The sequence below is a fragment of the Planococcus sp. SSTMD024 genome (assembly GCF_041320495.1).
Lineage (GTDB): Bacteria > Bacillota > Bacilli > Bacillales_A > Planococcaceae > Planococcus.
Window position 1 is genome coordinate 366,583 of record NZ_JBGGNS010000021.1, and the last position, 11,884, is coordinate 378,466.

Genomic DNA, 11,884 nt, shown 5'->3' on the forward strand with positions numbered 1-11,884 from the left:
CTCAGCTAAGCTTCGCTCATTCATTCCTTGCGGGGTCTCGGTCGTCTCGCTAATCCAAAGGAGTCGAGCGAACGCTTCTCCAAATACTAAAATACTTCATTGATTTTTGATCGTAGAAAAGGTGATCACCTTTTCGATTTATAGTGGATCACAGAATTCATCCGCCTTTGTAGCATGCCAAATTTGAGGAGTTTCTATCAAATATATAAGTTTTATAAACACTTCGTACACCTGTGCTAGTAAGAGAATAGTGTATAATCTTCATCTAAGAACTCTCATAATTCCAAACACTCTAATATTGAATTTTCCAGTTTATAAAATGCTGTTTCTTTCTCTTCAGGAGCCAGCACATTTTTATGAGAGTTTCATTGTTTCTGTACATTTGCTATCTATTCATTTCAATGGAGGGATTCACATGAAATACACGGTTATCACAGGCGCCAGCTCAGGAATCGGATACGAAGCGGCCATGGCTTTCGCGACACGCGGCAAAAACTTGATTCTTGTCGCAAGAAGGGAAGCCGAGCTCAATAAGCTTAAAGAGAACATTCAAGACATGAACGGGAATCTCGAAGTCGTCATCAAACCCACAGACCTATCCGAAAGCGGGCAAGTCCACGCGCTGTACGAAGCCCTGAAGGAATACGACATCGAAACCTTCGTGAACAACGCCGGCTTCGGAAACAGCGCAACCGTCGCTGAACAGGATGTACATAAAACAGAAAAGATGTTGCGCGTAAATGTAGAAGCACTCACCACGCTTTCCACTCTTTATGCACATGATTATGCTGACCAAGAAGGCGCGCAGCTCATCAACATATCCTCTGACCTAGGTTACCGAATCGTGCCAAATGCCGTGACATACGCTGCAACCAAATTTTACGTGAGTGCATTTACAGAAGGCCTTGCCCAGGAACTGCAGGACAACGGCGCTCGGTTGAAAGTTAAAATACTCGCGCCATCCATGACCGAAACCGAATTCGTGAAAACGGCGCGGGAGCTTGACGATTTCAGCTATGGCGACAATGTGCAAAAGTTCCATACCGCAAAAGAGATGGCACAGTTTATGCTGGAGCTTTATGATAGCGAGCAAGTTCTTGGGAAGGTCAATAGTGAAAGCTATGAGTTTGAGTTGATGGATCCGGTTTTTCAGTATACTTCGAGGAAGTAGGAGCCCCTATAGTTCCAATATTTAAAAAATCCCCTCTCACATGATGTGAGAGAGGATTTTTCTAAATGGGCTGATGACTTACATCATGCCGCCCATGCCGCCCATATCAGGCATGCCGCCGCCAGCTGGTGCTGGTTCCGGGATGTCTGCTACGACTGCTTCAGTTGTCAGGAACATAGCTGCAACAGATGCTGCGTTTTGAAGTGCTGAACGCGTCACTTTCGTTGGGTCTACGATGCCTTGTTCAAGCATGTTGACCCATTCGCCTGTTGCCGCGTTGTAGCCGATGCCGACTTCTTCCGTTTTCAGGCGGTGAACGATGATCGAGCCTTCAAGGCCAGCGTTCGTTGCGATTTGGCGAACCGGCTCTTCAAGTGCACGGAGCACGATGTTGATGCCAGTCGCGACGTCGCCTTCTTGCTCTGTCGCAATTTGCGCCACTTGGTTGTAGACATTGATAAGCGCTGTACCGCCGCCTGCCACGATGCCTTCTTCAACCGCTGCGCGTGTTGCGTTCAATGCGTCTTCGATGCGCAGTTTACGCTCTTTCAGTTCTGTTTCAGTTGCTGCGCCGACTTTGATGACTGCTACGCCGCCAGCAAGTTTCGCGAGGCGCTCCTGCAGTTTTTCGCGGTCGAATTCAGAAGTCGTTTCTTCCAATTGGCTGCGGATTTGCGCCACGCGGGCGATGATTTTTTCGGAATCGCCGTTGCCTTCAACGATCGTCGTGTTGTCTTTAGAGACGACGACTTTCGCTGCGCGTCCAAGTTGTGCGATGTTTGTGGATTTCAGGTCAAGACCGAGGTCTTCTGTGATCACTTCAGCGCCAGTGAGTGCAGCAATGTCTTCGAGCATTGCTTTTCTGCGATCGCCGAAGCCAGGAGCTTTCACAGCCACTGCGTTGAATGTGCCGCGCAATTTGTTCACGACAAGTGTTGCCAACGCTTCGCCTTCCACATCTTCAGAGATGATGAGGAGCGGTTTGCTTTGCTGAACGACTTGCTCCAGCACTGGAAGGATTTCCTGGATGTTGCCGATTTTCTTGTCCGTGACAAGGATGAACGGATTTTCAAGAACCGCTTCCATTTTATCGGAATCCGTCACCATGTAAGGAGACTGGTAGCCGCGGTCGAATTGCATCCCTTCCACCACGTCAAGTTCCGTCGTGAAGCCGCGTGATTCTTCCAATGTGATGACGCCATCGTTGCCGACGCGCTCCATTGCTTCTGCGATCAATTTGCCGACTTCCTCGTCGCCAGAAGAAATCGCCGCTACTTGCGCGATCGATTCTTTGCCTTCGATTTGCTGGGAAATGGATTGCAAGCCAGTGACCGCGCTTTCCACAGCAAGTTCGATGCCGCGGCGTATTCCTACAGGGTTTGCGCCAGCTGTGACATTCTTCAAGCCTTCGCGGATCATCGCTTGTGCAAGAACTGTCGCAGTTGTCGTACCGTCACCTGCGATATCGTTTGTTTTGGAAGCCACTTCCGCCACAAGTTTTGCACCCATGTTTTCAAACGCGTTTTCAAGTTCGATTTCTTTGGCGATCGTTACGCCGTCGTTCGTAATAAGCGGCGTGCCGAATTTCTTCTCAAGCACAACGTTGCGCCCTTTTGGCCCAAGCGTCACTTTGACTGCGTCCGCTAATTTATCTACACCTTGCAGCATCAAGCTGCGTGCATCTTCACTGAACTTAATTTCTTTTGCCATGATTCGGTTCCTCCTATTAAATAGAATTTATGCTTATTTAGCCGACAATCGCAAGGATGTCGTTTTCACGTAAGATTAAGTATTCTTTGCCTTCGTATTTCAATTCTGTTCCCGCATATTTCGAAAAGACGACGCGGTCTCCTTCAGTTACGTCCAGCTCTGTACGCTGTCCGTTTTCACGGATAAGTCCATTCCCTACCGCAATCACTTTGCCTTCCTGCGGCTTTTCCTGCGCCGTTCCTGGCAAGACGATTCCGCTAGATGTCTTTTCTTCCACTTCGACGAGCTCAATGATGACACGATCTCCTAATGGTCTTAACAATTGAAACACCCTCCTCAAATTAAATAGCTTCTAGTCGTTTAGCACTCTCAGACCTCGAGTGCTAACCCATAGATAAGTTTAATAAAATCTTCAGTTAATTGCAAGCAGAAACCTTAGGGCGTTTTGAATTCTTTGCGCCTTTTTCCGTTAAGCCCTACAATAAAAGGAGCACGCGAAAAGAAAGGAATTTGACTACATGACCACAACCGATAAAACCGCCTCTTCTTCGAAAGCGAAAGGGTATAAGCGCAAAAACATGCGCACGCCGCTCCTGGTCCTGCTCGTCTTTGTCGCCGTCCAGCTCATGCCGATCCTCTTTATCGGCCCGACGCTCGGCTATTTCCGCGACCAAGGGCTTGACGATGCCACCGCCCGCGCTTCGACGTCCGGCTGGCTGATTTTCCTGACAATGGGCATCGGCTTCCTCGTGACGATGGCTCTCATCATGCGTGACCGCAACTTCTTCAATATTTGGAAAGGCAAAAAATCGAGCATCCCTGCTGCAATCGGCTGGGGCGTCCTCGGCTTTCTCTTGCTCATCATCGGCCAATCGATCGCTGCCATGATCGAAATGGCAATCGGCATCGACCCGGGGTCCGCCAATACCCAGACGCTCGTCCGAATCGCTGAAGTCGTTCCGTACGCGATCATCGCGGTCGTCCTGTTCGGCCCGATCCTTGAAGAACTCGTCTTCCGCAGAGTCGTCTTCGGTTCCTTGAACCAGACGATGAACTTCTGGATCGCAACAGCCATCTCGGCGCTCGTCTTCGCACTCGTCCATCTCGAGTTCACGCACCTCTTGCTCTACTTTACGACTGGTTTGATCCTCGCAGCCCTCTATCAGCGGACCAAGCGCATCCTCACCCCGATCATCGCGCACATCCTGCTGAACGGCTACGTCATGCTCATCCAGCTCAATATGGACAAAATCGAAACCTTCATCAAACAAATGGAAAACCTGCAATAACTCAAAAACCGCCACTCCCTTGTTGGAGTAGCGGTTTTTTCCATCTCTGTTAAGTCATAGCTGAGTTGAAATATTTGATTGACGAAAGTTCCACATCCATAATCCAGCCACAAAATTCCTTAAGATTGGTTTAAAGATATTTCCCGCTTCGAAATTCTAGTGAAGGGACTTCTTTTCAATCTCAACTTAGAGACGGAGCAAAAGGGGCCGACTCCGGGAGGAGCAGCGTAGCGACGAGACAATTGAGACCCTGCAAGCGAATATGCGAAAAGCATTGAGTATATTCGTTTGCGAAGCTCGAACATCGTGAGAGTTGAGCAGGCGTGGTTTTGCGTAGCGACGAAGCGGCTCAATGAATGAATGAGCGAGGTGAACCGAGTCCATTCATTTGCGACGCATCTGCTTGCAGATGTGGGAGCACAAGGGTTTAGCCCTCCGGAAAGCGTGCCCCTGGAGCGCAGTCATCTATATCCAATACTTTTCATTCTAAAACTCTTTATACGTTTCATTCCAAACAAAAAACCTCCCGCCATCATTTCGGCGGAAGGTCTTCTGTCTGTTCTGCAATTGCCTGCTGCTGTTCTGCCCGCAGGAACTTGCGATAGCCGATGCGCGCAATGACCAAACTGAATTCATACAATAAAATCAGCGGCAATGTCACGATCATATGGGAAATGATATCCGGCGGCGTAATGAATGCGGCAACCGTCACCAGTGCCAAATACGCATACTTCCGGTACTTCGTCATCATCATCGGCGTTAAAATGCCAAGACGCGTCAAAAACAGCATCAATACCGGCAGCTGGAAGATAAAACCGAACGGCAAGGTAATCTGGAACAAAAACTGGAAATACTCATTGATGCCAATCGTTTCCTGGATATCCAAGTTCTCGGATATATTGAGCATGAACCCGATGACATATGGGAACAGCACCAAATACGAAAACGCGATGCCTCCGATGAACAAAGATAAGGAAAATGGAATATACCCGAGCGTCACTTTTCGTTCCCGTTCAGAGAGTCCAGGGCTGATGAATGCCCAAAATTGGTACATGATCAATGGCGACGTGATAATCAATGCCAAGATCATCATGACTTGCATATATATCTTAATCGGATCGGTAATCTTGAACGCGTTGAGTGTCAGATTCCGCGCCTCTTCACTGAATTGCAAATAGCGGATCAGCGGCTCAGCTAGAAAGAATCCCGCAATGAGCGCGAACAGAAAGAAAACGACTATCAAGGTCAGCCGTTTTCTAAGTTCACCTATATGTTCAACTACTGTCATTTCATTTTGTTGGTTCATCGGACAAACATCCTATCGTGTTACTTGTGCTCGTCTTTCTTGTCTAGATCATTTTTGACTTTCTTATCGTCTTCATCGTCGTCAGCCAATCCTTTTGTCGCGTTTTTGAATTCGCGCAGGGAAGAACCGAATGCTTTGCCTAGTTCCGGCAACTTTTTCGGACCGAAAATCAGCAACGCGACAATCCCGATGATGATTAAACTTAGTGGACCTGGAGCCATATCAGACACCTCCTGTAGTATGCTTCTAGTGTACATGAAACACGGCCCTTTGGCTATTTCCAAAGGCCGTTTAAATGTGAAGGTTTTATGTTAATCGTGTTTGATCTGGTAGATCAATGTTTGCAGCTCGACTGATAAATCGATCGTTTGGACACGGATGTGTTCCGGCACGGAAATGCGCACCGGCGTGAAATTGAGAATGCCTTTAATGTCTGTCTGGGCGAGCCGGTCGGTAACTTCCTGGGCCGACCGCGACGGCACCGTCAAAATGACCACTTCCACGCCGTACTCCTTAATCTTCTCTTCGATCAAGTCCGGATGATACGTATCGATGCCGCTGATTTTTGTCCCTTCATGCGGGCTGTTCGTATCAAAGGCGAGGATGATTTTCGTGTTGTGGTTGCGGTGGAAATTGTATTTTAAAAACGCACTGCCAAGGCTGCCGACACCAATCAAGGCGACATTGGTCGCTTCGTCCTGGTCAAGCGTCTTGCGGAAAAACGCCAAGAGTTCCTGCACGTCATAGCCATAGCCTTTTTTGCCGAGTGCCCCGAGGTGGGAAAAATCGCGGCGAATGGTCGCCGAATCGATTTTCATCGCTTCGCTCAACTCCTGCGAGGAGATACGCTTTTGCCCGGCATTGGCAAAATTCTGGAGAAACCGGTAATACAAGGGCAGCCGCTTCGTTGTAGCTTGCGGGATTTTATGGGATTCGTCAAGCATGGGATCGCTTCCTTCTGAACTGTTGTCAAATCGTATCAATCTTACATGACAGGCCTTGATATGTAAAGGCTTGCGCAATTGCGAAGCGCACGCCCATCAGCTACACTTAAGAAGAATAGAGGTGACCCTAATGATCGTATTGCAAGTCAATCAAATCCATAAATCATTCGGTGCCGAGGAAATCATCTCAGGCGCCAAACTCGAAGTGCAGCACCGCGACCGGGTTGCACTCGTCGGCCGCAACGGTGCCGGAAAATCCACATTATTAAAAATCATCGCCGGGGAAATGTCCTACGACAGCGGCGATTTGATTATGCCGAAAGATTTGACGATCGGCTATTTGGAACAGCAAACCGACTTGAATTCAGACGCTACCGTGTGGGAGGAAATGATGAAGATCTTCGTCCATTTCCGCGAGCAAGAAGCAAAACTCCGCCAGCTTGAAGCTGCGATGGCTGATCCCGATGTCTACACTGACACAGAACGCAACGCCAAAGTCATGCAGGAGTATGACTTACTGCAAACCAACTTCAAAGATGCCGGCGGTTACCAGTTCGAAGCCGATACGCGCGCTGTCCTGCACGGTATGAAGTTCTATCCGGAAGACTACGAAAAGAAAATCACTTCCCTGTCAGGCGGCCAGAAAACCCGCCTCATGCTCGCGAAGCTCCTGCTCGCCAAGCCGCAGCTCTTGATTCTCGATGAGCCGACTAACCACTTGGACATCGAAACCTTGAGCTGGCTCGAAAACTACTTGAAGAATTACCCGGGCGCATTGCTCATCGTCTCCCATGACCGCTATTTCCTCGACCAAGTCGTCACGCTCGTCTACGAAGTGTCGCGCAAGAAGGTCCGCAAATACACCGGCAACTACAGCCGCTATTTGAGCGAAAAAGCGAAGCAATATGAACTCGACCGTAAACATTACGAGAAAGAGCAAAGTGAAAAAGCCAAGCTCGAAGACTACGTCGCCCGCAACCTGGTCCGTGCATCCACCACCAAAATGGCGCAAAGCAGACGCCGTGTGCTCGAGAAGACCGACTGGATGGAAGCACCGGAAGGCGATGAAAAATCAGCACGTTTTGGCTTCGACATCCACAAGCAAAGCGGCAACGACGTATTGAACGTCCAAGCGTTGTCTGTCGGCTATGGCGACCATCCGGTGTCCAACAACATCTCGCTGAAACTTTACCGCAGCGACAGCCTTGCACTTGTCGGGCCAAATGGTGTCGGCAAATCCACGCTGCTTAAGACCATCATGAAGGAACTACCGGCACTCGCCGGCGACATCCATTACGGCACCGGCATCCAATTCGGCTATTACGACCAGGAACAAGCCAACTTAAAGGGCAATAAACTCGTCCTCAACGAATTATGGGACGACTACCCGCACGTGAACGAAAAGGACATCCGGGGCATTCTCGGCCGTTTCCTATTCACCGGGGACGACGTCTTGAAGCCGGTCTCGACTTTATCGGGCGGCGAAAAAGCCCGTGTCGCACTCGCCAAACTCATGATGCAAAAAGCCAATGTCCTGCTGCTTGATGAGCCGACCAACCACTTGGACCTCGACAGCAAAGAAGTGCTCGAAAACGCCTTGATCGACTATCCTGGCACATTGTTATTCGTTTCCCACGACCGTTATTTCATGAACCGGATCACCACGAAAGTGGTTGAACTGTCCCGTGACGGCACAACTGAGTACTTAGGCGATTACGATTATTACGTAGAGAAAAAGACTGAAACCGAAGAACTCGCAGCACTTGATGCACTTGAAGCAAAAGCGAAACAGCCGGATACTCAAATGTCCGCCTCCACTTCTCAAATCGACAAGGAAGCCAAAAAACTCGAACGCCAATTAGTAAGGAAAAATACCGAAATCGAACAAGCGATGGAATCGCTCGATGAAGAAATCGCGGCGATTGAAGAGCAATTATGCGAACCGGACATTTTCCAGGACCACGAACGCGTCATGCCTTTGCAATCACGTCTTGAAAAGCTTAGGCAATCACACGAAGAAACCATGGCCGAATGGCTCGAACTGCAGGAACAACTTGAAGAAATGAACTCCTGACCGCATACGCCGTATGCGGTTTTTCTTTTTCTATATATAGGTCAATACCATTTAGCGAAATAAATATTTCCACAGATTTGTACACAACAGAAGAGTTGTAAAATCAACTATCAACAGAGTTACAAACATTATCCACAGGCTATTTTTCTTTTATCCACATAGTTTTCCACTTTCGCCTTCACAATATATAGGAAATCCACTATTTATTGATAGTTTGTTAACAGCTTATTCACAAATTGTGCATAAGTACAAATGTTCTCTATTGACAGAAAACACATTTCTATGTCCTTGTAAGATTTGGATATTATTCATAAAAAAAGAAGCATTACCGCAATTCTCAATACATTGCAGTAATGCTTTCAGTTAAATCCATGAATTCAAAGGCATGCCTGGGCGCCCGTTCATGGCCATATCTCCTGTTAATCCTTTTTCGTACATCACCGTTCCAGCCGCTGCAATCATCGCTGCATTATCGGTACAAAGCGGCAGTGGCGGAATAAAGAATGGAATGCCCTCTTTTTCAAAAGTCTCAGTCAGCGATTGGCGGAGTCCTTTATTGGCTGCTACACCGCCCGCGGCAATCACTTGCTTAACGCCAAATTCTCTTGCTGCGCGCAAAGTCTTTGCCGTTACAACTTCCACGACGCTGTTTTGGAATCCTGCGGCAACAGCTCCGGGCACAGGTGTTTCCCCCCGTTGTTTCATATTATGCATATAATTCAGCACTGACGATTTCAATCCACTGAAACTGAAGTCATATGATCCTTCTTCCAGCCAAACCCGCGGAAAATCGACTGCTTCCATGCCTTCATGCGCCAACCGGTCGATATGTGGCCCTCCAGGATATGGCAAGTTCAATGTTCGCGCCACTTTGTCGTAAGCTTCCCCTGCAGCATCGTCCCTGGTTTCGCCGATGACTGTAAAATCACCATGCTCTTTCATGAGGATCAACTCTGTATGCCCTCCTGAAATGACCAACGACAAGAGTGGAAACTCCATTTCTTGCTCTAGCCGATTGGCATATATATGTCCCGCGATATGATGCACGCCCACCAGCGGCAAGCTATGTGCAAAGGCAAACGCCTTTGCTGCATTGACACCAACCAGCAAAGCCCCAACTAGCCCCGGTCCTTCTGTTACCGCCACAGCAGATAATTCAGTTGGCGCCAAATCCGCCTGTTGCAGAGCTTCTTCAATCACAATCGTAATTTGCTCGACATGATGCCTCGAGGCAATTTCCGGCACAACACCCCCAAAGCGCTTGTGGCTCTCAATTTGCGATGCCACCACATTGGAGATGATTTCTGTCCCATTTTTCACGACCGAAGCCGCCGTTTCATCACAACTTGTTTCTATTCCCAACACGAAAATATCTTTACTCATCGAAATTCACCCACATAACTATGGCATCTTCCTGGTTATCCGTATAATACCCTTTTCGAATGCCACCATTTTGAAATCCTAGTTTCTTATATAAATTAAGTGCCGCTATATTACTGACACGCGCTTCCAATGTCATCAATTTCGCACCTTGCGCTTTTGCAGTTTCTATTGCCTCTCTCATCAATGCTTCCCCGAACTTCTTGCCTCGTTCTTTAGGTGAAATGGCGATATTCGTAATATGTGCCTCGTCCATAACCAGCCACATCCCACAGTAACCGACGATTCCTTCTTCCGTTTCAGCCAGCACGTAATAAGCGAATTCATTTTTCAACATCTCTTGCTCAAAGGCCTCTTTTGTCCATGCAAGCGCAAACGATTGCTTTTCAATCTCATACACTGCATTCACATCATGAATGGTCATTTTTCGGAATTTCACTGATACGCTCATTGGCTTTTCCCTATGTCCGTTTTTGAAAGATTTGCTTCTGCCTCAGTAATCCGGCGATATTCAGGAACTGTATGGTGCACTTCTTTCGCTTCTTCAGCCGCTCCCAGTGCAATCAAATTCGATGCTCTTGGCAGCCTGTTTTGGAACGACGTAAAATGAGCCAAATCCCCAAGTATTTCCTCGATCACTGAACGGTGGATTTCAAGGTCAATTCCTGTAAACAAAACTGGTTGTCCATGGGTATGGACTTGTTCCAAGAACATCTTGAAATCACTATGCCGATCTGAAAGGACTGTGGCCAGATCAATACCGTCATAAAGTGCAGTAAAAGCGGTACCGCGCCTCGCATCCATGACAGGGCAAACCAGGCCGTTAAATCCCTGCCCGTTCGCTGCAAGAACTTTCAAACTCGATACCGTGGTCAGTGGAATTTTCAACGACCATGCGAGAGTTTTTGCGATTGTCAGGCCAATTCGAACGCCTGTATAAGATCCAGGCCCTTCCGCAACAACAATTTGCGTTAAATCACCTGGAGCAATTTTTGCTTTTTTCATCAAGTCCTCTACTGCAGGCATAGCAGTTAAGGAATGATTGATCTTTAGATTTTGAGTTTCTTCTATTAATACTGTATCGTCTTTCACCAAAGCGATAGCTAGCGGCGAATTCGACGTATCGATTCCTAAAATCATTGCATTAGCTCCCTGCATAAGTTTTCATAACGGACACCGTGAGGATGAAACTCCACTTCACGCTCCTCTTCAGACAAGCGGCGAATCACAATATCTAAGCGTTCTTCCGGCAAATATTCCTCGATGAACTGAGCCCATTCAATCACCGACACAGCATCTTCTGCAAATAATTCATCAAAGCCGATATCTTCATCACTGTTTTCCAAGCGGTATACATCAAAATGATTCAGATTTAATCGGCCTTCATATTGCTTAAGAATAGTGAACGTCGGGCTGTTGACCGTTCGTTTGATGCCTAGTCCTTTGGCCAATCCTTTAGTAAAAGTCGTCTTGCCTGCCCCTAAGTCACCTTCCAGTGTTAGAAGATCTTGTGGCTGTAAAAGCGAAGCCAGTCGAATGGCAAGTTTCTCTGTCTGTTCCGGTGATTGCACTGTAATTGTAAAGCTCATGTCTCTTCACCTCGTTTGAGTCTTTTCATAGTTTAGCGGAGATACCCCCGCAAATCAAAATATATTGTTTCCACAGAAAAAGAGCACAGCGGGTTCGCTGTGCTCACTTTTGGGAATGACGGTCCCGACCGGGATCGAACCGGCGATCTCCTGCGTGACAGGCAGGCATGTTAACCGCTACACCACGGGACCAAAATTATAGACCAGCGACGTCCTACTCTCACAGGGGGAAACCCCCAACTACCATCGGCGCAAAAGAGCTTAACTTCCGTGTTCGGGATGGGAACGGGTGTGGCCTCTTTGCCATCATCACTGGACTCGTTGAGCTTGTTCGCTCAAAACCGGATAAATCGACATTGGAAACGCATGTTCAGTTTGTTGGTTAAGTCCTCGATCGATTAGTATTCGTCAGCTGCACGTG

12 protein-coding genes, 1 tRNA gene and 1 rRNA gene are annotated in these 11,884 nt (G+C 47.9%); 3 read left to right on the plus strand and 11 right to left on the minus strand.

Annotated elements, in window-relative coordinates:
* Positions 1-415: 415 nt before the first annotated feature.
* Positions 416-1,171 (plus strand): SDR family NAD(P)-dependent oxidoreductase, encoded by a 756-nt coding sequence (locus AB9R92_RS08780; RefSeq protein WP_370669083.1) that lies wholly within the window; start codon positions 416-418, stop codon positions 1,169-1,171.
* Positions 1,172-1,249: 78 nt separating this feature from the next.
* On the opposite strand, the gene groL is transcribed toward AB9R92_RS08780, so the two are convergent.
* Positions 1,250-2,881 (minus strand): chaperonin GroEL, encoded by a 1,632-nt coding sequence (groL, locus tag AB9R92_RS08785; protein ID WP_370669084.1) that lies wholly within the window; start codon positions 2,879-2,881, stop codon positions 1,250-1,252.
* A gap of 37 nt (positions 2,882-2,918) precedes the next feature.
* Positions 2,919-3,203: a co-chaperone GroES gene (gene groES / locus AB9R92_RS08790; RefSeq protein WP_058381756.1), complete on the minus strand. Its 285-nt coding sequence runs from the start codon at positions 3,201-3,203 to the stop codon at positions 2,919-2,921.
* A 196-nt stretch (positions 3,204-3,399) separates the two neighbouring features.
* Between groES and AB9R92_RS08795 the strand changes: the two genes are divergently transcribed.
* Complete coding sequence (locus tag AB9R92_RS08795; protein WP_370669085.1) at positions 3,400-4,170, plus strand: CPBP family intramembrane glutamic endopeptidase; 771 nt, start codon at positions 3,400-3,402, stop codon at positions 4,168-4,170.
* Positions 4,171-4,702: 532 nt separating this feature from the next.
* On the opposite strand, the gene tatC is transcribed toward AB9R92_RS08795, so the two are convergent.
* From tatC to AB9R92_RS08810, 3 genes are all read right to left on the minus strand, one after another.
* Positions 4,703-5,476, minus strand: a complete 774-nt coding sequence (gene tatC, locus AB9R92_RS08800) for a twin-arginine translocase subunit TatC (RefSeq protein WP_370669086.1) — start codon at positions 5,474-5,476, stop codon at positions 4,703-4,705.
* Positions 5,477-5,496: 20 nt separating this feature from the next.
* Complete coding sequence (locus AB9R92_RS08805; RefSeq protein WP_274842345.1) at positions 5,497-5,697, minus strand: twin-arginine translocase TatA/TatE family subunit; 201 nt, start codon at positions 5,695-5,697, stop codon at positions 5,497-5,499.
* A 90-nt stretch (positions 5,698-5,787) separates the two neighbouring features.
* A complete protein-coding gene (locus AB9R92_RS08810; RefSeq protein ID WP_370669087.1) occupies positions 5,788-6,420 on the minus strand; it encodes a redox-sensing transcriptional repressor Rex in 633 nt (210 codons plus the stop codon).
* A 130-nt stretch (positions 6,421-6,550) separates the two neighbouring features.
* On the opposite strand from AB9R92_RS08810, the gene AB9R92_RS08815 reads away from it, so the two are divergent.
* Positions 6,551-8,494: an ABC-F family ATP-binding cassette domain-containing protein gene (locus AB9R92_RS08815; protein ID WP_370669088.1), complete on the plus strand. Its 1,944-nt coding sequence runs from the start codon at positions 6,551-6,553 to the stop codon at positions 8,492-8,494.
* A gap of 363 nt (positions 8,495-8,857) precedes the next feature.
* Here the strand turns inward: AB9R92_RS08815 and tsaD are convergent, their stop codons facing one another.
* The 6 genes from tsaD to rrf all read right to left on the minus strand — a co-directional run bounded on the left by tsaD (position 8,858) and on the right by rrf (position 11,780).
* Positions 8,858-9,877: a tRNA (adenosine(37)-N6)-threonylcarbamoyltransferase complex transferase subunit TsaD gene (gene tsaD, locus AB9R92_RS08820; RefSeq protein WP_370669089.1), complete on the minus strand. Its 1,020-nt coding sequence runs from the start codon at positions 9,875-9,877 to the stop codon at positions 8,858-8,860.
* Complete coding sequence (rimI, locus tag AB9R92_RS08825; RefSeq protein ID WP_370669090.1) at positions 9,870-10,325, minus strand: ribosomal protein S18-alanine N-acetyltransferase; 456 nt, start codon at positions 10,323-10,325, stop codon at positions 9,870-9,872. The genes tsaD and rimI overlap by 8 nt, the downstream gene beginning before the upstream one ends.
* Positions 10,322-11,014 (minus strand): tRNA (adenosine(37)-N6)-threonylcarbamoyltransferase complex dimerization subunit type 1 TsaB, encoded by a 693-nt coding sequence (gene tsaB, locus AB9R92_RS08830; RefSeq protein ID WP_370669091.1) that lies wholly within the window; start codon positions 11,012-11,014, stop codon positions 10,322-10,324. The genes rimI and tsaB overlap by 4 nt, the downstream gene beginning before the upstream one ends.
* Positions 11,011-11,463 carry a tRNA (adenosine(37)-N6)-threonylcarbamoyltransferase complex ATPase subunit type 1 TsaE gene (gene tsaE, locus AB9R92_RS08835; RefSeq protein ID WP_370669092.1) on the minus strand — a complete coding sequence of 151 codons (453 nt, stop codon included), beginning with the start codon at positions 11,461-11,463 and terminating at the stop codon, positions 11,011-11,013. Before tsaE ends, tsaB begins: the two co-directional genes overlap by 4 nt.
* Before the next feature lie 119 nt (positions 11,464-11,582).
* Positions 11,583-11,655, minus strand: a tRNA-Asp gene (locus tag AB9R92_RS08840).
* 9 nt (positions 11,656-11,664) lie between these two features.
* A 5S ribosomal RNA gene (gene rrf, locus AB9R92_RS08845) occupies positions 11,665-11,780 on the minus strand.
* Positions 11,781-11,884: the final 104 nt, after the last annotated feature.

Coding starts and splice junctions, on each gene's coding strand:
- AB9R92_RS08780 (WP_370669083.1), top strand. CDS start 416: ATGAAATACACGGTTATCACAGGCGCCAGCTCAGGAATCGGATACGAA.
- groL (WP_370669084.1), bottom strand. CDS start 2,881: ATGGCAAAAGAAATTAAGTTCAGTGAAGATGCACGCAGCTTGATGCTG.
- AB9R92_RS08795 (WP_370669085.1), top strand. CDS start 3,400: ATGACCACAACCGATAAAACCGCCTCTTCTTCGAAAGCGAAAGGGTAT.
- tatC (WP_370669086.1), bottom strand. CDS start 5,476: ATGAACCAACAAAATGAAATGACAGTAGTTGAACATATAGGTGAACTT.
- AB9R92_RS08805 (WP_274842345.1), bottom strand. CDS start 5,697: ATGGCTCCAGGTCCACTAAGTTTAATCATCATCGGGATTGTCGCGTTG.
- AB9R92_RS08810 (WP_370669087.1), bottom strand. CDS start 6,420: ATGCTTGACGAATCCCATAAAATCCCGCAAGCTACAACGAAGCGGCTG.
- AB9R92_RS08815 (WP_370669088.1), top strand. CDS start 6,551: ATGATCGTATTGCAAGTCAATCAAATCCATAAATCATTCGGTGCCGAG.
- tsaD (WP_370669089.1), bottom strand. CDS start 9,877: ATGAGTAAAGATATTTTCGTGTTGGGAATAGAAACAAGTTGTGATGAA.
- rimI (WP_370669090.1), bottom strand. CDS start 10,325: ATGAGCGTATCAGTGAAATTCCGAAAAATGACCATTCATGATGTGAAT.
- tsaB (WP_370669091.1), bottom strand. CDS start 11,014: ATGATTTTAGGAATCGATACGTCGAATTCGCCGCTAGCTATCGCTTTG.
- tsaE (WP_370669092.1), bottom strand. CDS start 11,463: ATGAGCTTTACAATTACAGTGCAATCACCGGAACAGACAGAGAAACTT.